At 64.6% G+C, this 22,720-nt stretch carries 22 protein-coding genes and 2 tRNA genes; 19 read left to right on the forward strand and 5 right to left on the reverse strand.

The genetic code is table 11. The features are described 5' to 3' along the window. Positions 1-2 precede the first annotated feature (2 nt). The 14 genes from KPL76_RS09950 (at position 3) to der (ending at position 14,274) form a co-directional block, all read left to right on the forward strand. Positions 3-167 (forward strand): hypothetical protein, encoded by a 165-nt coding sequence (locus KPL76_RS09950; RefSeq protein WP_216332912.1) that lies wholly within the window; start codon positions 3-5, stop codon positions 165-167. Continuing rightward, positions 160-1,023: a TlyA family RNA methyltransferase gene (locus KPL76_RS09955; protein ID WP_371733891.1), complete on the forward strand. Its 864-nt coding sequence runs from the start codon at positions 160-162 to the stop codon at positions 1,021-1,023. The genes KPL76_RS09950 and KPL76_RS09955 overlap by 8 nt, the downstream gene beginning before the upstream one ends. Beyond that, positions 1,020-1,937 carry an NAD kinase gene (locus KPL76_RS09960; protein WP_216332917.1) on the forward strand — a complete coding sequence of 306 codons (918 nt, stop codon included), beginning with the start codon at positions 1,020-1,022 and terminating at the stop codon, positions 1,935-1,937. Before KPL76_RS09955 ends, KPL76_RS09960 begins: the two co-directional genes overlap by 4 nt. Before the next feature lie 83 nt (positions 1,938-2,020). Next, complete coding sequence (recN, locus tag KPL76_RS09965) at positions 2,021-3,778, forward strand: DNA repair protein RecN (RefSeq protein WP_216336335.1); 1,758 nt, start codon at positions 2,021-2,023, stop codon at positions 3,776-3,778. An 87-nt stretch (positions 3,779-3,865) separates the two neighbouring features. Continuing rightward, a complete protein-coding gene (locus tag KPL76_RS09970; protein ID WP_371733957.1) occupies positions 3,866-5,554 on the forward strand; it encodes a CTP synthase in 1,689 nt (562 codons plus the stop codon). Positions 5,555-5,558: 4 nt separating this feature from the next. Next, positions 5,559-6,224 (forward strand): NUDIX hydrolase, encoded by a 666-nt coding sequence (locus KPL76_RS09975; RefSeq protein ID WP_216332920.1) that lies wholly within the window; start codon positions 5,559-5,561, stop codon positions 6,222-6,224. A 62-nt stretch (positions 6,225-6,286) separates the two neighbouring features. Continuing rightward, a complete protein-coding gene (gene xerD / locus KPL76_RS09980; RefSeq protein ID WP_216332923.1) occupies positions 6,287-7,285 on the forward strand; it encodes a site-specific tyrosine recombinase XerD in 999 nt (332 codons plus the stop codon). Positions 7,286-7,394: 109 nt separating this feature from the next. Next, the gene (locus tag KPL76_RS09985) at positions 7,395-8,285 is read left to right on the forward strand and encodes a ParA family protein (RefSeq protein ID WP_216332925.1); all 891 of its coding nucleotides are present in this window, start codon (positions 7,395-7,397) and stop codon (positions 8,283-8,285) included. Positions 8,286-8,394: 109 nt separating this feature from the next. Then, the gene (locus KPL76_RS09990) at positions 8,395-9,189 is read left to right on the forward strand and encodes a ScpA family protein (protein ID WP_253202237.1); all 795 of its coding nucleotides are present in this window, start codon (positions 8,395-8,397) and stop codon (positions 9,187-9,189) included. Positions 9,190-9,286: 97 nt separating this feature from the next. Continuing rightward, on the forward strand, positions 9,287-9,940 hold the full coding sequence (scpB, locus tag KPL76_RS09995; RefSeq protein ID WP_216336339.1) for an SMC-Scp complex subunit ScpB: 654 nt from the start codon (positions 9,287-9,289) through the stop codon (positions 9,938-9,940). Beyond that, complete coding sequence (locus KPL76_RS10000) at positions 9,924-10,841, forward strand: pseudouridine synthase (protein WP_216332929.1); 918 nt, start codon at positions 9,924-9,926, stop codon at positions 10,839-10,841. The genes scpB and KPL76_RS10000 overlap by 17 nt, the downstream gene beginning before the upstream one ends. A gap of 67 nt (positions 10,842-10,908) precedes the next feature. Then, positions 10,909-11,991 carry a prephenate dehydrogenase gene (locus tag KPL76_RS10005; protein ID WP_253201990.1) on the forward strand — a complete coding sequence of 361 codons (1,083 nt, stop codon included), beginning with the start codon at positions 10,909-10,911 and terminating at the stop codon, positions 11,989-11,991. Then, on the forward strand, positions 11,988-12,758 hold the full coding sequence (gene cmk / locus KPL76_RS10010; RefSeq protein ID WP_216332931.1) for a (d)CMP kinase: 771 nt from the start codon (positions 11,988-11,990) through the stop codon (positions 12,756-12,758). Before KPL76_RS10005 ends, cmk begins: the two co-directional genes overlap by 4 nt. After that, on the forward strand, positions 12,736-14,274 hold the full coding sequence (der, locus tag KPL76_RS10015; RefSeq protein ID WP_216332933.1) for a ribosome biogenesis GTPase Der: 1,539 nt from the start codon (positions 12,736-12,738) through the stop codon (positions 14,272-14,274). Before cmk ends, der begins: the two co-directional genes overlap by 23 nt. 18 nt (positions 14,275-14,292) lie before the next feature. On the opposite strand, the gene KPL76_RS10020 is transcribed toward der, so the two are convergent. Beyond that, on the reverse strand, positions 14,293-15,210 hold the full coding sequence (locus KPL76_RS10020; RefSeq protein ID WP_253201991.1) for a LysR family transcriptional regulator ArgP: 918 nt from the start codon (positions 15,208-15,210) through the stop codon (positions 14,293-14,295). A gap of 61 nt (positions 15,211-15,271) precedes the next feature. On the opposite strand from KPL76_RS10020, the gene KPL76_RS10025 reads away from it, so the two are divergent. Together KPL76_RS10025 and KPL76_RS10030 are read left to right on the forward strand one after the other, a co-directional pair. Continuing rightward, on the forward strand, positions 15,272-15,901 hold the full coding sequence (locus KPL76_RS10025) for a LysE/ArgO family amino acid transporter (protein ID WP_253201992.1): 630 nt from the start codon (positions 15,272-15,274) through the stop codon (positions 15,899-15,901). A 65-nt stretch (positions 15,902-15,966) separates the two neighbouring features. Continuing rightward, positions 15,967-16,530: an MOSC domain-containing protein gene (locus KPL76_RS10030; protein WP_216332935.1), complete on the forward strand. Its 564-nt coding sequence runs from the start codon at positions 15,967-15,969 to the stop codon at positions 16,528-16,530. Between the two features lie 9 nt (positions 16,531-16,539). On the opposite strand, the gene KPL76_RS10035 is transcribed toward KPL76_RS10030, so the two are convergent. Next, the gene (locus KPL76_RS10035) at positions 16,540-17,922 is read right to left on the reverse strand and encodes a DUF2252 domain-containing protein (protein ID WP_216332937.1); all 1,383 of its coding nucleotides are present in this window, start codon (positions 17,920-17,922) and stop codon (positions 16,540-16,542) included. Between the two features lie 124 nt (positions 17,923-18,046). On the opposite strand from KPL76_RS10035, the gene KPL76_RS10040 reads away from it, so the two are divergent. Further along, positions 18,047-18,120 (forward strand) — tRNA-Pro (locus KPL76_RS10040). 60 nt (positions 18,121-18,180) lie between these two features. On the opposite strand, the gene KPL76_RS10045 is transcribed toward KPL76_RS10040, so the two are convergent. Together KPL76_RS10045 and KPL76_RS10050 are read right to left on the reverse strand one after the other, a co-directional pair. Beyond that, positions 18,181-18,618, reverse strand: coding sequence for a tyrosine-type recombinase/integrase (locus KPL76_RS10045; protein ID WP_216332939.1), 438 nt, complete (start codon positions 18,616-18,618; stop codon positions 18,181-18,183). Between the two features lie 51 nt (positions 18,619-18,669). Then, entirely contained in the window at positions 18,670-20,070 is a 1,401-nt protein-coding gene (locus KPL76_RS10050) for a DUF4214 domain-containing protein (protein ID WP_216332941.1), read from the reverse strand. Positions 20,071-20,532: 462 nt separating this feature from the next. Between KPL76_RS10050 and KPL76_RS10055 the strand changes: the two genes are divergently transcribed. Then, positions 20,533-21,063, forward strand: a complete 531-nt coding sequence (locus KPL76_RS10055) for a hypothetical protein (RefSeq protein WP_216332949.1) — start codon at positions 20,533-20,535, stop codon at positions 21,061-21,063. Positions 21,064-21,187: 124 nt separating this feature from the next. Next, positions 21,188-21,277: transfer RNA gene (locus tag KPL76_RS10060), tRNA-Asn, on the forward strand. Between the two features lie 102 nt (positions 21,278-21,379). Here the strand turns inward: KPL76_RS10060 and KPL76_RS10065 are convergent. Beyond that, complete coding sequence (locus tag KPL76_RS10065; RefSeq protein ID WP_216332957.1) at positions 21,380-22,672, reverse strand: ion channel protein; 1,293 nt, start codon at positions 22,670-22,672, stop codon at positions 21,380-21,382. Positions 22,673-22,720 lie beyond the last annotated feature (48 nt).

Consider the following 22,720-nt stretch of genomic DNA (forward strand, 5'->3'; position numbering starts at 1 on the left):
GGGTGACGTCAGAAGCGAATGAACCCACCGGCCAGGGCACGTTGCTGCCGCGGCTCGGGCTGATCGAAGACCAGCCGCTCGAGGCGCGTGCAGCGGCGTACGTTCAACTGCACGATGAACTACGCATCCGGCTCGAAGGTGGAGACGTCGCGGCGACCCGTGGTTGACAACACCTTCAGCGAAGAACCCCGCGACGAACACGATGAGGCACTCGTCTCGTCCCGCCTGGATTCCGCACTGACCACCAGCGGCCTGGCGCGCTCCCGCAACCAGGCGGCCCAGCTGATCGCCGACGGCCTGGTCAGCGTCGATGGTGTCGTCATCGTGAAGCCGTCTGCGCGCGTGAATGCCGGCCAGGAATTGCGCGTCGAAGGTGACGACCACTACGTCAGCAGGGGAGCGGGCAAGCTGGTGGCCGCGCTCGACGCCTTCGCTGCGGTGGGCGTGGCCGGTCGCATTGCCCTCGATGCCGGTGCTTCCACCGGCGGTTTCAGCCAGGTACTGCTCGAACGAGGTGTGGCGAAGGTGATCTCGGCCGACGTGGGGCACGGGCAGTTGTCGCCGATCGTCTCTGCTGACCCTCGGGTGAGCGTCGTCGAGGGCTACAACATCCGGTATGCAACGCCGGAATCCCTTGCGCAGGTTTCTGGGGTCACGGATGCCCCCACCCTCGTCGTCGCGGATCTCTCGTTCATCTCGTTGACGACGGTGCTGCCGGCGCTGGTCGCGGTCGCCGCAGACGGTGCTGACTTCGTTCTGCTGATCAAGCCGCAGTTCGAGGTCGGTCGCACGGGCATCCGGGAAGGTGTCGTGCGGAACGCCGGGCTGCGCGCCGACGCCATTTCGGCGGTGTTGTGGGCCGCTTTCGACCTCGGGCTCGGTACTTCGGGCATCATCTCCTCCCCAGTTCTCGGGAACGCTGGGAATCACGAGTATCTCGTTTGGCTCAGCGCAACCGCAGGCAGCAATCCGACAGAATGGTTGGACGTCGTCTTTGACCTTTCAGGAGCACACACCCCGTGACACGATCCCGCTACATTCTCGTCGTGCTGCACACCGGTCGACGGGACTCGGTCGAAGCGGCCATCCGGGTGTGCGACCAGCTCGTCGCCTCGGGGGTCGTGCCCGTGCTGGCCCCGAGCGACCTTGCCGACATCGCGGCGCGACTCACCGATGCCAGCGTGATCGGGGTACTGGGTGACAATGTCGACCTCGGCGACCTCGAACTCGTGATCGTTCTCGGTGGCGACGGCACCATACTGCGCGCGGCCGAGGTGGTTCGGGGGTGTTCAGTGCCGCTGCTGGGCGTGAATCTCGGCCACGTGGGGTTCCTCGCAGAGAGTGAGCGCGAAGACCTGACCGAGTCGGTCGAGCGGGTGCTCTCCGGTGACTACATCGTCGAAGAACGAATGACTCTCGACATCGTGGTGACCAGTAATGACGAGGTGATCTACGAGGATTGGGCTCTCAACGAGGCCACAGTCGAGAAAGCCAGCCGGGAACGCATGATCGAGGTGGTCATCGAGGTCGATGGCCGCCCACTCTCGTCGTTCGGCTGTGATGGAGTGGTGATGGCGACGCCCACAGGCTCGACTGCCTACTCGTTCTCGGCCGGCGGGCCGATCGTGTGGCCGAGCCTCGACGCGCTGCTGTTCGTTCCACTCAGCCCGCACGCCCTGTTCTCACGAGCGCTCGTGATCGGTCCGGAGTCCGTTCTCGCCGTCGAGCTGCTCGAGCGTGCGCCGGGGGCCGGTGTGCTCTGGTGCGACGGTCGTCGGGGTTTTGACCTTCCGAGTGGGTCGCGGGTCGAGTCACGCCGGTCGTCGGTGCCGGTGCGCCTTGCCCGGCTCACCCACGGGCCGTTCTCCGACAGGCTTGTTCAGAAGTTCGCCCTGCCTGTTCAAGGTTGGCGTGGCCCTGTGAGACGCGGGGAGTGAGGCGCGTGCGCCAAACAGATATGAATACAGAACTCGATTTCGATTCGAACACACCTGAGCGCGCCGGTCAGCCGGTTCGCGGTGTGATCGATGAGATCACCATTCGTGACCTCGGGGTCATCGCCGAGGCCGTGCTCCCGCTGGGGCCTGGATTCACCGCGGTGACCGGTGAGACCGGCGCGGGCAAGACCATGGTGGTGCAGGCTCTCGGACTTCTGATGGGCGAGCGCGCAGTCGCAGGCCAGGTGCGCGTGGGCAGTCCCCAGAGCTGGGTCGAAGGGCGCTGGCGGATTCCCACGGTCGGCCCGGTCGCCGATCGGGTGAACGACGCCGGCGGCCAGATCGACGAGCTCGGTGCTGACGAGCTCGGTGCTGACGGGCTCGGTGCCCACGGGCTGGGGGAGCTCATCCTTACGCGCTCGGTCTCAGGCGAGGGGCGCAGCCGCGCCATCGTCGGGGGTCGGAGTGCGCCGGTGGGTGTGCTGAGCGAGCTCGGTGAGCGGTTGGTGGTGGTGCATGGTCAATCCGACCAGCTGAGGCTCCGATCATCCACTCAACAGCGCCTTGCGCTCGATCGCTTTGCCGGAACAGAGTTCCGCGCACTGCTGGAGAAGTACGAATCGGAGTTCCGGGGCTGGCAGGAGCTCAGGCGGGAACGAGACGAACTCGTCTCGCAGCGGGAGGATCGCCTGCGCGAAGCCGACGCACTGCGCACAGCCGTCGCCGAGATCGAGCTCGTGGGCCCCGAGAGCGGCGAAGACGTCGCCCTCGCCGAACGGGCGAGCAGGCTCACGAATCTCGAAGACCTGAGGGTCGCTGCTGCCGGGGCGCGCGAAGCAGTCTCGAGCGACGAGCTCGACGGCAGGCCCGATACGGTGACCCTGCTCGATTCAGCCCTGCGCCAGCTCGAGCGGGTGAGTGCGCACGACGGTGCTCTCGAGCCCATCGTGGAATCCCTGGCGAGCGCGTCGTTCCTGGTCGCCGAGATCTCGACGCAGCTCTCGAGCTATCTTGCGGAACTGGACACAGACGGTGGGGCCGAGCTCGACGATGTGCAGGAGCGACGTGCCGAACTCTCGGTGCTGGCGCGAAAGTACGGCCCCTCGCTCGATGACGTCATCGGATTCTTCGCTTCGGCGGGGCCGCGGCTGCTCGAACTCGACAACGACTCCGATCGCATCGACGCACTCTCGGCCGCCGTCGCCGAGGCCGAGTCTGTGGTGCTCGAGCTGGCAGCCGAGCTGACGGTCGAGCGGGTTCGCGCCGCAGAGCAGCTCAGCACGCTCGTCTCTGGTGAGCTCGCAGCGCTCGCGATGGGCGGGTCCCAGCTGATGGTCGAGGTCACCCAAGGGGTCGAACCGACTCCATCGGGCCGCGACACCATAGCCTTCCTTCTCGCCTCTCATGAGGGCGCTGAGCCCCGGCCACTCGGCAAGGGCGCCTCCGGTGGGGAGCTTTCACGCATCATGCTCGCCATCGAGGTGGTTCTCGCCGCGACCGACCCGGTACCGACGTTCGTGTTCGACGAGGTCGACGCCGGGGTGGGCGGAGCATCGGCGATCGAGATCGGCCGGCGCCTTGCCCGGTTGGCTGTCGGCTCCCAGGTCATCGTCGTCACGCATCTGGCGCAGGTCGCCGCCTTCGCGACAAACCACCTGTCTGTGGTGAAAGACAGCGATGGTGCTGTGACCGAGAGCAGCGTTCAGCAACTCCAGGGTGAAGAACGCGTGGCCGAGATGGCCAGGTTGCTCTCCGGGCTGCCCGATTCCGAGAGCGGGCTGGCCCATGCCAGGGAGCTGATCGAGCTCGCGGCCGAGTCGAGGCGGCAGTGGCGGTCATAGGTACTGTTAGAGTGGAACTCCGTGGATGATCATGAAAACGCGAGCCCGAGAAGAACCCCCTCTGACCCCGATTCCGGGCCTCACTCTGTGCCTGAACAACTGGTCAAAGCTGGGTCGCAGCCCAAGCTGACGAAGCACATCTTCGTTACAGGTGGTGTCGTCTCCTCCCTTGGCAAGGGCCTCACTGCGGCAAGTCTCGGCAACCTGCTCACAGCTCGCGGTCTTCACGTCGTGATGCAGAAACTCGACCCGTACCTGAACGTCGACCCGGGAACGATGAACCCGTTCCAGCACGGTGAGGTCTTCGTCACCGACGACGGCGCCGAGACGGATCTCGATATCGGTCACTACGAGCGCTTTCTCGACATCAACCTCAACCAGGCGGCAAACGTCACCACCGGCCAGATCTATTCGACGGTCATCGCCAAAGAGCGGCGCGGCGAGTATCTCGGTGACACCGTGCAGGTCATTCCCCACATCACTGACGAGATCAAGCGCAGAATGCGCCTGCAGGCGCAGGGTGCCGATGCCCCTGACGTCATCATCACCGAAATCGGGGGCACGGTCGGCGACATCGAATCGCAGCCGTTCCTCGAATCGGCCAGGCAGGTGCGCCACGAGCTCGGCCGACGCAACGTGTTCTTCGTGCACGTCTCGCTGGTTCCGTTCATGAATGCCTCTGGCGAGCAGAAGACCAAGCCCACCCAGCACTCCGTTGCCGCGCTTCGATCGATCGGTATCCAGCCGGATGCCCTGGTGCTCAGGAGCGACCGCCCGGTCTCAGAGTCCAACAAGCGCAAGATCGCCCTGATGTGCGACGTCGACGAAGACGCCGTCGTCAACGCGATCGACGTGCCGAGCATCTACGACATTCCGACCATGCTCCATGAGCAGGGTCTCGACGCCTACATCATCGACCACTTCGGACTCACGACCGACGACGTCGACTGGTCGGGCTGGTCCACGCTTCTCGAGGCAGTCCATGAACCCAAACACCAGGTGACGATCGGTCTGGTGGGCAAGTACATCGACCTGCCCGATGCGTACCTGTCGGTCACCGAAGCGCTGCGCGCCGGAGGGTTCGCCCATAAGACGAAGGTCACACTCAAGTGGATCCCGTCAGACGACTGCGAGACGCCAGAGATGGCAGCCAAGCAGCTGTCTGATGTCGACGGCATCTGCGTGCCCGGGGGGTTCGGCGTGCGGGGCATCGAGGGCAAGCTCGGCGCACTGCGGTTCGCCCGCGAGAACGGGATCCCGAGCCTCGGCCTGTGCCTTGGCCTTCAGTGCATGGTGATCGAATACGCACGCAACGTCGTCGGCCTCGCCGATGCGTCGTCGAGTGAGTTCAACCCGGAGACGCCGTTCCCCGTCATTGCGACGATGGCCGAGCAGGTCGACATCATCGCCGGGGGCGACCTCGGCGGCACGATGCGCCTGGGTCTCTACGAGGCCAGGCTGGCCCCGGGTTCGCTGGTCGAAGACCTGTACGGCGCTCCCTCCGTAGACGAGCGGCACCGGCATCGCTACGAGGTCAACAACAACTACCGCGACAAGATCTCCGAGGCCGGGCTCTGGTTCTCCGGCACGTCTCCCGACGGCCACCTCGTGGAGTTCGTCGAGCTGCCGCGCGAAGTGCACCCGTACTACGTCGGCACCCAGGCGCACCCAGAGCTGCGTTCCCGCCCCAACCGCGCCCACCCCCTGTTCGACGGGCTCATCGTCGCCGCACTCGATCGCCAGGAAGCCAGCCGGCTCTTCGCTGCAGAGGCGTGACCCGATGACTACCGGCATAGCGACAGACGAACAGGCATTGCCCGCCCTCGCAGACGAGCCCGTCGACCTGACGATCAGCCGGAGCGACCGCGTCTTCGCAGGCAAGATCTGGGACGTGCGGAGCGAGACCTTCGACTACAACGGCGAGAACGTGCTGAGGGAGTTCGTCGATCATCCGGGCGCCGTTGCGGTGCTCGCACTCGACGACAACGACCGCGTGCTGCTCATCAAGCAGTACCGACACCCGGTTCGCAGCCGCGAATGGGAGATCCCTGCGGGTCTCCTCGATGTGACGGGCGAGGATTTCCTGGTCGGTGCGCAGCGTGAACTGGCCGAAGAGGCCGACCTCGAAGCCGCGGAGTGGAGCGTGCTTCTCGACTACGCGACAACACCGGGCGGCAACAACGAGCTCATTCGCATCTACCTGGCCCGCGGGCTGCGTGCGACGGAGTCGACGTTCGAACGCACCGATGAAGAAGCCGACATGGAGCTTCGCTGGGTCGGCCTCGACGAGGTGGTGCAAGCCGTGCTCGCCGGCCGCATCCAGAACCCGTCGCTCGTGATCGCCTCGCTGGCCGCCCACGCCTCGCGCCAGTCGGACTGGGCCTCGCTCCAGCCTGGGGATGCCCCCTGGCCGGAGTGGACCCGGCTGCACCCGGTCGCCGACTGACTCTCCCCTCGACTCACGAATACCGAAACACCGACTCCGTCGCCCAGAGCCTGCAGCCGACAATGCCGACCGAACGAACGCCGCTCGACGTTCTGATCGACGGGTATCTCCGGCACCTGGCGATCGAGCGCGGGCTCTCGGCCAATACGCTGGCAGCCTATCGTCGCGACCTCGCACGGTATTCCGTGTGGCTTGGGGCACAGGGCGTGACGGGCATCGAGAGTGTCGGCGAAGCCCAGATCGGCGCCTTCACCCGGCAGCTGGTCGCCGCAACGTCTGTTGCGAGCGTGCCCGCCGTGGCAGAGGATGCTGTCGCTGGGCCAGACGAGTTTCAGGATGCGGCTGCGCCGGTGCGCCTCGCGCCGTCGTCGGTCGCCCGCATCATGTCGTCGGTGCGCGGCCTGCACAAGTTTCTCGCCGAGGAAGGCGTCGTCTCGAACAATGTGGCCCGAGAGGTGAAGCCTCCGAAGCTCGGCACGAAGCTGCCCAAGGCCATCTCGATCGAGCAGATGACGGCTCTCCTCGACGGGACAGGGGGCGATGACCCGGCTGCACTCCGAGACCGCGCCCTGCTCGAACTTCTCTACGCGACGGGAGCACGGATCTCGGAGATCGTCGCCCTCAACGTCGACGACGTCCCCGACGACTCGGACTTCGTGCGGGTCGTCGGCAAGGGCAGCAAGCAGCGCCTTGTTCCGGTCGGCAGTTTTGCCCGCGCAGCGCTGCAGACGTACCTGGTGCGCGTGAGGCCGCTGTACTCGGCCCGCGGCCGGTCGACGCCGGCGCTCTTTCTGGGGCTGCGCGGCGACAGGTTGAGTCGCCAGGGGGCCTGGCTGATCATCCAGTCGGCGGCCCGGCGTGCGGGGCTCGAACAGCACATCTCGCCGCACACGTTCCGGCACTCGTTCGCCACACACCTGATCGCCGGTGGTGCGGACGTGCGGGTGGTCCAGGAACTATTGGGCCACTCCTCGGTGACCACAACGCAGATCTATACGCACGTCACCGCCGATACGCTTCGTGACATGTACCAGAGCGCGCATCCTCGAGCCCGCGGATGAGCGCGCGCGTGTGTCACACGCTGACGCACCTCCACAGCTCGGGTGCCTGCGGGCCCTAGAATCGCAGTACCGCCCTGGGAGAGGTCGGGGCGAGTAAGGAGCAGTGCCTGTGACGGCGAAGAAGAACAGCCTTGCCGCCGAGTTGCCGGGCCTTGAATCGCCCGTTCTCGGCCCGACCGGTCGGCCGCTGAGGCAGTTTCCGAAGCCCGCTCCGCTCACGAGCCACGGCCCCGCGCGCATCATCTCGCTCTGCAACCAGAAGGGCGGTGTCGGCAAGACCACGACGACCGTGAACCTGGGTGCGACACTCGCCGAAGACGGCCGCCGGGTTCTCGCTATCGACTTCGACCCGCAGGGTGCCCTTTCGGCGGGCCTCGGGGTCGACACGCACGACGGCCTCACCATCTATGACCTGCTGCTCGGCACCGCCAAAGATCCGCACGACGCGATCAAGTCGACCAGCGTGCCGAACTTCGACATCATTCCGGCGAACATCGACCTCTCGGCGGCCGAAGTGCACCTCATCAACGAGGTCGCCCGCGAGACGATCCTCGCCCGAGTGCTCCGCAAGGTCTCCGACGAGTACGACGTCATTCTGATCGACTGCCAGCCCTCGCTCGGGCTGCTCACCGTGAACGCGTTGACGGCGAGCCACGGCGTGCTGATTCCACTGGAGTGCGAGTTCTTCGCGCTTCGCGGCGTCGCGCTGCTAGTTGAGACGATCGAGAAGGTTCGCGATCGACTGAACCCCGCCATCAAACTCGACGGAATCCTCGCCACCATGTACGACTCGCGGACCCTGCATTCGCGCGAGGTGATGCAGCGCGTCGTCGATGCCTTCGGCGCCGATGTGCTCGAGACGGTCATCGGCCGCACGATCAAGTTCCCTGACGCGAGCGTGTCGGGCACTCCGATCACACAGTTCGCCCCCGATCATCCGGCAGCGAATGCCTATCGGCAACTTGCTCGCGAATTGGTCTTCCGTGGCGCGGTCGCCTGAAGCGACCCCTACGACCGGGCGGCGACAGCTCGCGACATCAGGTCGCGGTCGGAGCGTGACAGCGGCGGCCAGCGTCGATGATTCCTCCACTGCAGGAGTTGACGGAGCCGTGGGCTCGGCGCCCGGCGGGTTCTCGCTGCGCCTGTCGAACTTCGAGGGGCCGTTCGACCTCCTGCTGTCGCTGATCTCGAAGCACGAAGTCGACATCACTGACATCGCGCTGAGTGTGGTCACCGATGAGTTCATCAGCTACCTCAAAGACCTCGACTCCGAAGAGGAGCTGGAACGGGCATCCGAGTTCCTTGTCGTCGCCGCGACCCTGCTCGACCTGAAGATCGTGGGGTTGTTGCCGCAGGGTGAGCTGGTCGATGCCGAAGATGTGGCGCTGCTCGAAGCTCGCGACCTGCTGTTTGCCCGGCTCCTTCAATACCGAGCCTTCAAGCAGGTCTCTGCCTGGTTCAGCTCCCACTTCGACGACGAGACCGGCCGGCACGCGCGGGCGGTGCGGCTCGAAGAGAAGTACCGTCAGAGCGCCCCCGACCTGGTGTGGACGCTCAGCGCCGACGATTTCGCCGCGTTGGCGATGCTCGCGCTGACCCCACGCGAGGTTCCTGTCGTGGGGCTCGAACACCTGCATGCCCCGCTCGTCAGTATTCGCGAGCAGGCGGCGCACGTCGTCGTGATGCTGCGGGGCGGCGAGCCGGTGACCTTCCAGCGGCTGATTGCGGGAATCGTCGAGAAGGGCGTCGTCGTCGCCCGGTTTCTCGCGGTTCTGGAGTTGTATCGCCGCTCGGCCGTGTCGTTCGAGCAGCTCGAGCCGCTCGGCGAACTCACTCTCCGCTGGACGGCAGAATCCTGGTCAGAAGAGAGCCTGTCGAACCTCGGAGCAGACTATGACAACTGAAGCCACGCCGGTTGCGCCGGTGCCAGCCGCAGAGCAGGCGCCCGTCTCCGCGGCAGAGACCACCTCAGCGACAGCGGCCATGACAGCGACAGCGGCCATGACAGCGACCGCAACGGGGTCAGCGCCGGTGTCAGCGCCAGAGGCCGAGGCCGAAGCCGACGTGGATGCCCGGCCCTTCGACCTCGAACGCGCCCTCGAGGCGATTCTCATGGTGGCCGACGAACCCCAGGGTCTCGTGACGCTTGCCACCACCCTCGGCCGGCCGGTCGCGGCCGTGCGCCAGAGCATCGAACGGCTCGTTGACGACTACGATGGAGTGAGCAGCGCGGCCCCCGGGGGAGCTGGTGGCGGCGTACGTCGCGGTTTCGAACTGCGCGAGGTCGCGGGCGGTTGGCGCCTGTATGTGCGCCCCGAGTACGACCGGGTCGTGCGCGAGTTCGTGGTCACCGAGAACCCGTCGAGGCTCTCCCAGGCCGCCCTTGAGACGCTCTCGGTCATCGCCTACAAGCAACCTGTGACGCGGAGTGCCGTCGCGGCGATTCGTGCGGTCAACGTGGATTCGGTCATCCGGACCCTGCTCGGTCGCGGCCTCATCACCGAGGTTTCGACCGACAACGAAACCGGTGCCATTTACTATGGAACGACAGACTTACTGCTGACGCAGCTCGGCATCAACAGCCTCGACGAGCTGCCCAAGATTTCACCACTCCTGGCCGATGGTGCGGAGGGTTTCGATGACCAATTTCACTGACAGTCCTGATTTCGAGGGTCACTCCGGCGACGGGCGGGCAGGGGAGCAGCCAGATGGCGTGCGGCTGCAGAAGGTTCTCGCTTCGGCAGGGGTCGCCTCCCGGCGCGTCTCCGAAGACCTGATCACCGCCGGGCGCGTTCGCGTCAACGGCGAGATCGTTCGTGAACTCGGGCGCAGAATCAACCCCGAGACCGACAAGGTGGCTGTCGACAACCAGGCCGTGCAGCTCGACACGACCAAGCGCTACGTCATGCTCAACAAGCCGGTCGGCATCGTCAGCTCGCTTTCCGACCAGCACGGCCGGCCCGACCTTTCGCGATACACATCGCAGTTCGAGGAACGCCTGTTCAACGTCGGGCGCCTCGACGCCGAGACGTCGGGCCTGCTCATCCTGACGAACGACGGTGAGCTCGCCCACGTGCTGGCACACCCGTCGTTCGGCGTGATGAAGACCTACATCGCCCAGGTCGAGGGGCGCGTCACGGCCCAGACGATCGCGAAGCTCATCAAGGGCGTCGAGCTCGACGACGGGCCTATCGTCGCCGATAAGGCGCGACTGCTCGACAGTTCTGCGGGCAACAGCCTCGTGGAGGTGACGCTTCACTCCGGGCGCAACCGCATTGTGCGACGGATGCTCGAAGAAGTCGGTCACCCGGTTCTCGAACTTGTTCGGCGCCAGTTCGGGCCGTTGCACCTCGGCTCGCTGAAGGCGGGGGAGCTGCGCGACCTGAACCGTGACGAACTCGGTGCGCTGCTGACGCTGTCGCGCGTGGCTACCGCGCCGGGAGCCGATGCTGCGGCAGTTTCGGCCACTGCGGCCCGGTCTGGGTCGACTGGGTCGTCGGCCGGCTCGGGGCACTCCTCCTCCACAGGCGAGAAGAAGCCCGCACGTTCGAAGTAGATCGCAGCCTGCCAGTGGCGGGGCTGTAGCGTGAACATGTTCGTCTTGTGGTGTGAAGGGCAGTGTTGTGGTTGAGAGTCGTTTGACGGGGCCGGTGCGGGTTGTCGGCGTCGGCCTGCTCGGTACGAGCATCGGGCTCGGGCTACGCGCCCGCGGCGTCGAGGTGATTCTCGCCGATGCGTCGCCGACGCACCTCAGCATTGCCGTCGACTACGGTGCCGGCCGCGTGGCTGCCGAGGGAGACGAGCCCCAGCTCATCGTGGTCTGCGTTCCGCCCGACGTCACTGCCAGAGTCGTCGCGGCAGAGCTCGAAGCGTTTCCGCGGGCGATCGTCACCGACGTGGCCAGCGTCAAGCTGGCACCCCTGCACGAGCTTCGTGCGGCCGGGGCAGATGTGTCGCGATACGTCGGCACGCACCCGATGGCCGGTGCTGAGCGCGGCGGCCCGCTCTCGGGCCGGGTCGACCTCTTCGTGGGCAGGCCCTGGGTCGTCGCAGCGCACGACGGCATCTCGTACCAGCGCGGCAGCGTCATCGACGACCTCATCCTCGATCTTGGTGGCTCTCTCGTGGAGATGACGCCAGAGGCACACGACCGCAGTGTGGCGCTCGTCTCGCACGTGCCCCAGGTCGTCTCCTCGCTCATGGCGAGGCGCCTGGTCGACGCGCCGGGTGCTGCTGTGAACCTGGCTGGCCAGGGGCTTCGAGACGTGACCCGCATCGCTGCGAGCGACCCCGAACTGTGGGTGCAGATTCTCGGGGCGAACGCGGCGCCTGTTGCGAGCATCCTGAGGCTCTTCAGCGACGATCTCGAGCGCATGATCGAGACTCTCGAGGCACCCGAGGCGGTGGGCGCGAGCCGTCGACTCGCCGAAGAGCTGGCCGGGGGCAATGCGGGTGTGGCACGGATTCCCGGCAAGCACGGGGTCGACCGCCGGTATGCGCAACTCGTGGTCATGGTCGACGACAGCCCCGGTGAGCTCGCGCGGCTGCTCGCCGAGATCGGTGAAGCGGGCGTGAACCTCGAAGACCTGCGCCTCGAACATTCGCCGGGGGCACAGATCGGGTTCGCCGACATCTCGGTTCTGCCGGAGCGCCTCGGGTACCTCGTGGAGTTCCTGCGGGCGCGCGGATGGCGGATCGCCGGATGAGCGGCCCAGAGAATTTCGTATCAGGGGAGCCAGACCCGGCCGACCTGGCCTCGGGGCCCCTCGATTCGACGCCAACAACCGTCGTCGTTGCCATCGACGGCCCGGCAGGCAGCGGCAAATCGAGCGTGAGCAAGCAGGCCGCCCTGAAGCTCGGCTACGCCTATCTCGATACGGGAGCCGCGTATCGGGCGCTGGCGTGGATGCTGCTCGACCGCGGGCTCGACGCGGAGAACCCCGCGGTGGTGGTCGAATCGCTGGCAGAATTCGACTTCACCATCGGAACAGAACCTGAGGGGTACTTCGTCAAAGTCGGCCCCGACGATGTCACCGTGGCGATCAGGGAGCCGTGGGTGACGAGCGAAGTGCGCCTTGTGGCTCGCCTTCCGGAGGTGCGTGCGCATCTCACGGAGATGTTCCGTTCGATCATCCGGAACACCTCGAAGCCCGGCATCGTGGTGGAGGGGCGTGACATCACGACGGTCGTCGCGCCGGATGCTACCGCCAGAATCCTGCTCACGGCGTCAGAAGAGGCTAGAATGGGTAGGCGTTCAGCAGAACTTGTCGATCAATCGGCCGCCGTCGTCGGTGAACAGCTCCGATCACGCGACCGGGCTGACTCCCGCGTCGTCGACTTCATGAATGCCGCAGACGGTGTAACCACCGTCGATTCCACCGAACTCGACTTCGACCAGACCGTTTCAGCGGTGGTCGGGGTTGTCAATCTTGCTTCATTGAGGGTTTTCCATGGTCAACATCCACAGCGCTGACAAAGACACCGACGGCGACTTCGACGACTACCCAGCCGTCTCGAACGCGGTTGTCGAACGTCTCTCCGACCTCGACGAAGACCTGGTGTCGCGTCGGGCCGACGCGCTCCGCACCGGTCTCGCCGACTACGACCTGGGTGAAGACGACCTCGCCATCCTCGACGCGGCGACCGAAGATCCCAACGCGATCACCTACCTGCCCGCGCTCCCGGTGCTCGCCATCGTGGGTCGCCCGAACGTCGGCAAGTCAGCGCTCGTCAACCGCATCATCGGTCGGCGCGAAGCCGTCGTCGAAGACACCCCCGGAGTCACGCGCGACCGCGTCAACTACAAGGCCGAATGGGCCGGTCGGCACTTCACCATCGTCGACACCGGCGGCTGGGAGCCCGATGCCCGCGGCATCGACGCCTCTGTCGCCGCACAGGCCGAGATCGCGATCGACCTCGCCGACGCCGTACTGTTCGTCGTCGACGCCAACGTGGGCCCGACGGCCACCGACGAGCACGTCGTTCGCATGCTTCGCAAGACCAAGCGACCCGTCTTCGTCGCCGCGAACAAGATCGACGACGTGCGCCAGGAGCCGAACGCGGCCGCACTCTGGTCACTCGGCCTCGGCAACCCGTACCCGGTCTCCGCACTTCACGGGCGTGGGGTCGCCGACCTGCTCGACCAGATCATGAAGGTGCTTCCTGAGGTCTCTGCCGTTGCCAAGCAGGAGGTGGGCGGCCCCCGTCGTGTCGCCATCCTCGGCCGGCCGAACGTCGGCAAGTCGTCACTGCTCAACCGCGCCGCCGGTGAAGAGCGGGTCGTCGTCAACGAGCTCGCGGGTACAACACGTGACCCGGTCGACGAGCAGGTCGAGATCGCCGGCAAGATCTGGCGCTTCGTCGACACCGCCGGCATCCGTCGCCGCGTGCACCTGCAGCAGGGTGCCGACTTCTACGCTTCGCTTCGCACCTCGGCTGCACTCGAGAAGGCCGAAGTCGCCGTCGTGATGATCGACGTCTCGCAGCCGGTGAGCGAACAGGATGTTCGGATCATCGACCTCGTTCTCGAATCCGGCCGCGCCCTGGTGCTGGCCTTCAACAAGTGGGACCTGCTCGACGACGAACGCAGGCGCTACCTCGAACGCGAGATCGAGCAGGATCTCGCGCACGTGTCGTGGGCACCCCGCGTGAACATCTCGGCGAAGACCGGGCGCCACATGGAGAAGCTGGTACCGGCTCTCGAGCTTGCACTCGAGTCATGGGACACCCGTATCCCGACCGGAAAGTTCAACGCGTTCCTCGCAGAACTCACCGCCGAGCATCCTCACCCGGTTCGCGGCGGAAAGCAGCCGCGTATTCTGTTCGGCACCCAGGCGTCGTCACGCCCGCCGACATTCGTGCTGTTCACGACCGGTTTTCTCGACCCGGGCTACCGCCGGTATATCACGCGGCGCCTGCGCGAGATCTGGGGCTTCGAGGGCTCACCGGTCAACGTGAACATGCGCGTGCGCGAGAAGCGCAAGCGCTAGCACTGGCACCCGCTTCTCTCAGTGGAGGTTTGCGGCCGTCCCTGCCCGCACGGCGTCGGTGACGGCGTCGAGTAGGGCAGACTTCAGGTTCCACCGTTGCCAGTAGAGCACGACGTCGACCGGATGGTCGGGGTCCAGTTCGATCAGTCGACCCTGTTTCAGGTCGGCACCGCACTGCTGCTCGGGGAGGAGCCCCCACCCGAAACCGAGCAGCAGCGAGCGGGCGAAATCCGCTGACGTCGGCACGAAATGCGTCGGCGGAACGTCGTTGCTGTGAGTGGCCAGAAAAGTGCGCTGCAGTTCGTCTTTGCGATCGAAGTTGACCATGGGGGAGCGGCCGAGTCGGTCGAGGGTGTCGGGCCCGATCATCCATCGCCGGGCGAAGGCCGGGCTGCAGACCGCCCGGTACTGCATGATGCCGAGACGCTCAGAGGTGCAGCCCTGCACGGGTTCGGGCGTCGAGGTGACAGCGGCGAGCACCGTGCCCGAGCGAAGCAGGGTGGTCGTGTGCTCCTGGTCGTCCCTGTGCAGGTCGAAGACGAGTTTGTGCGAGACAGACACCTCGGCGATGCTCTCGAGGAACCACGTCGCGAGGCTGTCGGCGTTCACCGCAAGGGCGATCGTGGTCGTCTGTTCGCCCGAATCACCTGAGCCCCCGGCGTGGAGCTCGCGCCGGGTGTCTTCGTCGAGAAGCTGAACCTGGCGCGCGTACCTCACGACGACGGTGCCCGCGGCAGTGAGCGTGACCGGAGTCGTACGTTCGACGAGGATCTGCGACGCGGCCTGCTCCATGGCCTTGATGCGCTGCGAGACGGCCGACGCGGTGATGTGCAACCGGAGTGCGGTCTTCTCGAAGGTGCCCTCTTCGAGAAGCGTGGTCAGCGTCTGCAGTTGCTCGAACTGGAATGGCATCATCAGCCTCACGTCATTAGTCATGCTTATGTATGGTAAGAAACATTAGCTGTACTGAATTCACTTCACCACCTACGGTTGGCCTGTGCCGTTCTCTCAGACTCTGTTGCCTGCCCTCTTCGGCCTCGGAACGGGGTTGGCGCTCATCGTCGCAATCGGTGCCCAGAACGCCTTTGTGCTCCGCCTGGGTATCGAAGGTCGCAACCGCACGATTCTGCCCGTGGTTCTCGTGTGCGCACTCTCTGACGCCGTGCTGATCCTGGCCGGAGTCGTCGGCATCGGGGCCGTCATCCAGGCCGCGCCGCTGGCGCTCATATTCATCCGCATCGTCGGCTCGGGGTTTCTGATCGTGTACGGGTTGTTTGCCGCTGCGAGAGCCGTGCATCCGAAAGTCCTGGTCGCAGCTGAGGGTCCCGCATCGATCACCCTGAAGATGGCCGTCGTCACCGCAGTCGCACTCACCTGGCTCAACCCGCACGTGTACCTCGACACCGTGATCTTTCTGGGGTCCGTCGCCAACCAGCAGGGCGCGGCCGAGCGATGGTGGTGGGCGGCCGGCGCCATCGCCGGGAGCTTTATCTGGTTCTTCGGCGTCGGGTTTGGCGCGAGGCTGCTGCGGCCGTTCTTCGCCAGGCCCTCCTCCTGGCGCATTCTCGACGGCATCATCGCTGTCGTCATGATCGCGCTCGGCCTGCGCATGGCACTGGGAGTCTGACGTGCTGCTGGTCGGTAAACTCTGAATCACGCTGGCAGAACCCAGCGCACGAGAGGGGCATCATCGTGGCAGAACTGGTAGCAGCATGTGTCGTCCATGAGCTCAGGCCAGACGCGGGTTCGGTCGGCGTCACCGCCATCGACAAACGCCCTGTCTCCGGCCCCGTGCGCGTGCGCAAGCTCGGCCTGCACGCCGACGTTCAGGCCAGCCGCAAGCACCACGGCGGCGAACTGCAGGCGCTCTACGTCTACGCGCAGGAAGACGCCGAGTACTGGCAGAACGAACTCGGTCGCCCGCTCGAGGCCGGCTGGTTCGGCGAGAACCTCCGTGTCTCGGGCCTTGACGTGTCGGGCGCCAGGGTCGGCGAGCGATGGATGATCGGCTCCACCGTGATCGTCGAAGTCACCTCCCCTCGCGAACCCTGCGCCACCTTCGCGCGCTGGGTCGGTGGGCCGGATGAACGCGGCTGGGTGAAGCGTTTCGCTGCAGCCAGGCGCACCGGACTCTACCTGCGCGTGGTCAAGGCCGGCGAGATCGTTGCCGGCGACACGATCGAGGTCATCGACGTTCCCGCCGACGCACCGACGATCACCGAGGTCTTCACCGGTACTGCTTCGCCGGCAGCCTGACGGTGTGATTCAGGCGGTGAGCTGTGCGTTCGCCGCCGTCAGCAGCTCGAAGTCGGCCTGCGACTGGTCAGCGTACGCCAGCGACCAGTCCACGACCGCGTCGTCGAACACCCCGGAGCCGCCAAGGTACCCGGCGATGAGCGCTGCGTTCTCGCTCTGCGAGTGTGCCCGTGCCAGCAGCGTGCCGCACGCGGCCGCGTAGGTCACGAACGGGTCGATCGTGAGCTTGGAGACGTCGATCGACCCCTTCATGTCGCGGAACTGGCGAACATAGAAGTCCTTCTCGTCGTAGCGGACGTACCCGAGAAAGAGGTCGGAGACAGCCTGCAGGATGCGCTGGTTCGACACCACGCGAAGGGCTTGCGGGGCATCCGCCGTCTCGAGCCCCAGAAAGCGCGGGTTGACCGGTTCGCCGGCGTACGACTGCAGCACAGAGACCTGCGCCTCTTTGATCTGCAGCACCAGTGATTCGCCCTGCGGCCCCGTGAGGATCATGATGTAGCACCGCGTGCCGACGCTGCCCACTCCGACGACCCGGCGAGCGATGTCGGTGATGGTGAACTGCGAAAGCAACTGGGCGATGTCTGCAGGCACCGTTCGGCGGTATTTCTCGAAGAGCTCGATGATGGATTCTTCGTCGGTGTACGGCACATGGGCGAGCACGGGAGGGTTCTCTTTGAGCAGCAGCCGGCCGTCGGGCCCGCGTTCGGAGATCTTCTCGACGAACGCTTCAGAGGTTCGCTGGCGCGCCTGCTTGGTCGCCTTCTTCAGCACCTTTCGGGCCGCTGAATCGAGGTTCTTGTTCTCACCCTCGATGTCCACGCGAAAGTAGAACCGCTCGAGTACCGAGAGCTTCATCATGTCGCAGAGGCCCTCGCGGTAACCCGCTGCTGCCGCCGTGGCCGCCCGGCGAATCTCGGAGGCGGAGAAGTTCGACTCGCGGGCGCCGATCACCACGCTCGCCACCAGGCGCTTCACGTCCCACTCCCAGGGCCCGACCGCGGCCTCGTCGAAGTCGTTCAGGTCGAACACCATCGTGCGTTGCGGGCTGGCGAACAGGCCGAAGTTGCTGATGTGGGCGTCGCCGCAACTCACCACGCGAATACCCGTGATCGGGCCGGATGCGAGGTCGGCGGCCATGATGGCGGCGGCACCGCGGTAGAACGTGAAAGGGCTGACGAGCATCCGCTGCATTCGAAGGGGCACCAGCTCCTGCACCCGCGTGGCGTTCTGTTCGTTCAGGATGCCCAGCGGGTCTCTCTGCGCTGACGGCACGTAGCTCGCATGCGACTGGCGCGGCACCTTCGAACGCAGGGCTTTGCCCGCAGCCAGCAGGTCGCTCTGGGACGCGCGGCCCTCACGTTCGTCGAGATTCCAGCCGGCGATTGTCATGCGTGCCTTTCGTTTGAGTTCACTCTAGGGGCGCGGAGGTCGGCTGGGCGTCTCGTGGTGCAGTTGTCGTGCCTGGTGTTCCACGGCGGCTTGGTTTTCGGGCTAATATAGTCAAGTTGTCCCACGGGCTGTGGCGCAGCTTGGTAGCGCACTTGACTGGGGGTCAAGGGGTCGCAGGTTCAAATCCTGTCAGCCCGACACAGAAAAAGCCCGGAATCATGCGGATCTCGCAGGTTCCGGGCTTTCGTGTTTCTGCCTTCAAACGGGTTGTGTGTGCAGTGTGTGTGCACCGGCCTTCCTCGCAGGCACCAAAGCGGACGCATTCTCCGCTGCTTGACGTGATGCCGATCCGATCATGTGCGAATAGATGTCGCTCGTGATCGACACTGAACTGTGCCCGAGCCGCTTGGCGACCAGCGACACATCGGTGCCAGCAGCAAGCAGCAGCGATGCAGCTTCGTGGCGCTGACCGTGGAATGTGAGGGCAGGCAGCCCCGACTTTTCCTGAAGCTTCGCGAACAGCCTGGTTGCGTACTGAGGCTTCAGAGGTTGGCCGTTCTCGTATGTAAAGACGTAGCCGGTGTTCTCGTACGCTTCAGCCCACTTGTCGGCCTCAGCGGCCTGCTGCAGCTTCCACGCAATGAGCGCGCCCGCCAAACGATCGTCAAGGTCGTCGCGGTCGCATTGCTCCATCATGCATTCGAGCATGGCTCAGCGTATCGGGGCGACCGACGGCGCAATGTCTTCTTAGCCACTGATCGGGAATCTTTCGGCTGATCTACTGAAGTATTCATCGCTGCACGTGAGGCCGGCACGCAGGCCGGAGTCGCCGATCTGGAGTGCGAGGCCGACCCAGGTCGCCAGACCCGAGGGGTCAGGCGTACGACCGAGGTAGTGCGCATACATCAGGCTGACGCGCTCACTGATGGTCTCGGTGGAGTCCCAGAAGCGTGCGATGACCCAAGCCCTGTCGTGCTGTTGCACGAGGTTCGACCAGAACGCGTAATCGGTGTCGGTTCCGCCTCGGTGCAGGAGCGTCTGGTAGATGGCGTTGACGAACTGCTTGTTCGTGCCACCCTGTTTGTTGAAGTACTCGTCAGACGCATAGAACGATGTCTCGATGTCATCGGTCGTGATGCGACCCTGCTGCATCCAGTGCAGCCAGTCGAGGCGGCCCGCCGGGTCCGCGCCACGACCGAGGATCGTCTGATAGGCCGCGTTGATACGGCTCAGACGGTATTCGTCGCTGTTCACGAAGCCCGCAGAGACGGCGCTCCGCGGAGCGCCAATGCTGAACTGATTGCTCCAGAACGCGATGTCATTGTTGGCGGGAGTGCGACCCAGATAATCGGAGTAGAGAGCGGTGATGAAGCTCTGAGTGGAAGCGGGAACCCCGGTGACTCGCGCGGGTAGCTGGGTCATGGTCAGGTTCGAGTTGAGAGCCTGACCTTCATCGATGACAACCGACTGGGAATTGGTCTGCTGGTAGCCCTTTTCGCCATTCTGCAGGATGTCGAAGCGGAACGTTCCCGGGAAGTAGAAGATCGCGTTCCAATTCATGTCATATCCATTGATGGGGATTGTGTATAACTGCACCCAGGTCGCTGTCTGCGGGTCGTAGTAATTGACCGAAATGAAAAGGTAAAACGTTCCGAAGTACTTCACATTAAACGTGCATCCGACGCAGGTAATGTCTCCGTTCACGATGGTCGATGTCGGAACTGACATGCTCACACCGGTCTTGTTCTCTCCGGCGGCAAGCGCAAACGGTGCGGTGCCGTTCGGGTTTAGCGTTGTCCCGCCCCAGAACGCGTCGAACGTCTGTGGAAGCGCGTCGCCGATTGTTCTTACGTCGAACGAGGTGAACTCGACGTGGTAGTGATCTGGCGTCAGACCGGAAATGGTATAGCTTCCGTCAGCAGCCGTCACGGCGTAGAACTCGGATGGGTATGACGACAGATCGTTTCCGTTGCTGTCGTATTCTCGCGGCACTACAAAAGCGCCGGCCCTTGGTGCGCCGCTGCTGTCGGTCACGACTCCGCTGATACTCGCGGTGGTTGGCGAAACCGTTGCCTGAGCGGAGTCAGCTAGAACGATGGAAGTCGTTGAGAGAATACCGACCACAAGGGCGGCGAGAATGCGATTCATGCGGGCTCCGTAGGTCGTCGCATGAGACTACCGCATGGCTGTCAGACCATGCGTCTATCGTTGAGGTTACGTTGGCCGGAACGCTCTTGAGAGGGCGCAGATGGTCGGTGACGGGCCTATCCGGATCGGTTTGCACGAGTGGGTCATCGTGCGGAATAACCCACGTTATCCGGCTGCTGTCATTCGCCGTATCGACCCAGGGCAGACAACCGAGCATTACCGGGCGGTTACGTTCGACCCCGATCCGAGCGAACGTGAACTGCTCGGGAGGTATCGGACGCTCGAGGCCGCCAACGATTCCGTGCGGTAGGACAACTCTGGTCACTCGCCGGAATCAAACTTCGGGATGTACGGGACCGGAATTTTGTGACGCACTGAGATGCTATTTTTGGGACCAATCGTAAGCGAGGGGGGCACTTGGATACGTCTCAGGTAGCGCTCGCGGTTTCGTGTGGCGCATTCGTGGCATCGGTTATCGCCGCCGTCTTCGCCGGATTTCAAGCCAGACATGCCCGTCGCAGTGCAGATGCACAAATTGCCGCTATCAGGCTTGAGAATGATGCCGAAATCTACGTGCTCATCGATATCGTGCCACCTCCGGTGAAAATTCAGCCGCAGCCCAGCACTGGAGGCGCGAAAGCAAAGTATTCAGGCGCACCCCGAATTGATATGTCTCTATTAGAGCGCTCATTAGATCGCTCTATTAGAGAATTCGGAAAGGCTGGGCCGGAGATTGTCCTGACTGCGGTGAATCGGGGAAAACGTGCCGCGACTTCGATGGTCCTGATCATTGAGACTTCTCGCGACATCACAACGACCGACATCGGACGACTTAAGCCCGACGAGGAGCGAGAAATTAGGCGATTCAACACCTCTGGGCCGTCGGAGGTGTCCGAGTTTGTAAAGTCCATACAGGCCGATGCGACATGGAGTGCAGCTTCGGGCGAACAGCGAAAGGCCGACATACCGGTTATCCCTCGGGCGCAACTGTAATTTCAAATCCAATTCGGGCGGCGCTTTGCAAATGTGTGTGCACCGATGTGTGCAAACCGCTTAGGAACGGGTGGGAATGGACGGCAACTCACGATTCGGCATTGCGGAACAACTTTGGGAAGCGCTGGCTTGTCGGGACCCAATGGTAGCGAAAGGGACCCCCGCCTGTTCTCTGGGGGTCAAGGGGTCGCAGGTTCAAATCCTGTCAGCCCGACAAACGAAAAGAGGTCACCTAACGGTGGCCTTTTTGCGTTGTTGAGGTGCTGGACGCGCTCACGTCGTTTGCACGGCCACGCCGATGCTGACGAACAACGCCTCACGGCGCTGCCGCCGGTTCGCCATCAACGGGCGTCTCCTTTTGGTGGATGATCATCGCGGGCGCACGCGAAACCATCAGCCACACCGGCAGAATGATCACGCACAGCAGCGACAGGAGTGTGATGTCTCCGACGACTGCGACCGCCACGAACAGCGCCAGCCAACCGTCACGGGCGATCGCCAGGACCATTCCGAGCACTCCGCAGGCGAGGGCGAGCGAAATCGGAACCTGGGGAAAGAACGCCACCGCGACCAGCCCGACCGCGACTCCGATGAACACGGCCGGAAAGATGCGGCCGCCCCGAAACCCGGCCGCTGCGGCAACGATCAGGGCCGCGACCTTGACGAGAGTGACCACGACGAGTTGCCCCGGGTCGTAGTTCGCCCGGTCGTCGACCAAGGTTGCCATCTGCGCGAGCCCCTTGAACAGCGTGATCTGCCCGCCCAGTGCACCGAGCGCGCCGAGCACCACGCCGCCGAGCGTGATGTACACGATTGGGTGTCTCAGACCGTGGAAGAAGCGATGGATGTAGGGAAACACAAGCACCATCGCGAGGCCGAACAGGGTGGCGGCGACGGCGACTGCGAGGCCGTCGACTACGTAGATGGGCTGGAGGTCGCCCATCTTCGGAACATCCACCGTGAGTGATGACCCTCCCAGTAACCGTGTGGTCACCGATCCCGCGCCCGCCGCGGCGATCGGCAGAAACAACCTGTCCCACAGGGCCCCGCCGGTTTTGAGTGCCGCAACGACGCCGGTGAAGACCAGGGCGGCAGCAACGGGAGTGCCGAACAGCGCTCCGATCGTGCCCGCGGCCGCCAGCAGCAGGATGAGTTGGGTGGGTACCTTCGGCATGAGCCGGGCGAGCAGCGCCACCAGCACGGCCGTGTTGATGGCGATGATCGGGTTCTCGGGCCCGAGGCTGACGCCGCCAGCCAGCCCGAGAACAGTCACCAGTATGAGGCTCGGGATGACGGCGAGCTTCAGCGGCGGAGCGATCAACTCGGTCGTCGCCGAGTCCCGCGCCCCATGCCCGGGTACCAGCCACACCACGAGTCCGACCGCAACACCTGAAAGGGTCAGCAGTGCGAAGATCCACCACCCGTTGTTCGAGTCGACGTTCAGGCTCGCGGGCAGAGTTGACCAGAGATAGTGCTCGAGTTGGCCCGAAACCCACTCGAGCGCCCACAGAATGAGGGCCGAGACGATTCCGATCGCGACAGCCGGTATGGCCAGCAGTGCCAGCTGACGAAGCGGCAGTGCTCCGGAGGGAGCGTCTACGTCTGTCATGCACACGCCCCGATCTCGGGTGAGAAGTCACCCTTGTGAAAAGAACTG

The sequence above is a fragment of the Subtercola sp. PAMC28395 genome, assembly GCF_018889995.1.
Classification (GTDB): Bacteria; Actinomycetota; Actinomycetes; order Actinomycetales; family Microbacteriaceae; genus Subtercola.

Bases quoted from the DNA above. Each gene is read 5' to 3' on its own strand.
- KPL76_RS09975 (WP_216332920.1), top strand. From the start codon at position 5,559: ATGACTACCGGCATAGCGACAGACGAACAGGCATTGCCCGCCCTCGCA.
- xerD (WP_216332923.1), top strand. From the start codon at position 6,287: ATGCCGACCGAACGAACGCCGCTCGACGTTCTGATCGACGGGTATCTC.
- scpB (WP_216336339.1), top strand. From the start codon at position 9,287: ATGACAGCGACCGCAACGGGGTCAGCGCCGGTGTCAGCGCCAGAGGCC.
- KPL76_RS10000 (WP_216332929.1), top strand. From the start codon at position 9,924: ATGACCAATTTCACTGACAGTCCTGATTTCGAGGGTCACTCCGGCGAC.
- cmk (WP_216332931.1), top strand. From the start codon at position 11,988: ATGAGCGGCCCAGAGAATTTCGTATCAGGGGAGCCAGACCCGGCCGAC.
- der (WP_216332933.1), top strand. From the start codon at position 12,736: ATGGTCAACATCCACAGCGCTGACAAAGACACCGACGGCGACTTCGAC.
- KPL76_RS10020 (WP_253201991.1), bottom strand. From the start codon at position 15,210: ATGACTAATGACGTGAGGCTGATGATGCCATTCCAGTTCGAGCAACTG.
- KPL76_RS10035 (WP_216332937.1), bottom strand. From the start codon at position 17,922: ATGACAATCGCCGGCTGGAATCTCGACGAACGTGAGGGCCGCGCGTCC.
- KPL76_RS10045 (WP_216332939.1), bottom strand. From the start codon at position 18,618: ATGATGGAGCAATGCGACCGCGACGACCTTGACGATCGTTTGGCGGGC.
- KPL76_RS10050 (WP_216332941.1), bottom strand. From the start codon at position 20,070: ATGAATCGCATTCTCGCCGCCCTTGTGGTCGGTATTCTCTCAACGACT.
- KPL76_RS10065 (WP_216332957.1), bottom strand. From the start codon at position 22,672: ATGACAGACGTAGACGCTCCCTCCGGAGCACTGCCGCTTCGTCAGCTG.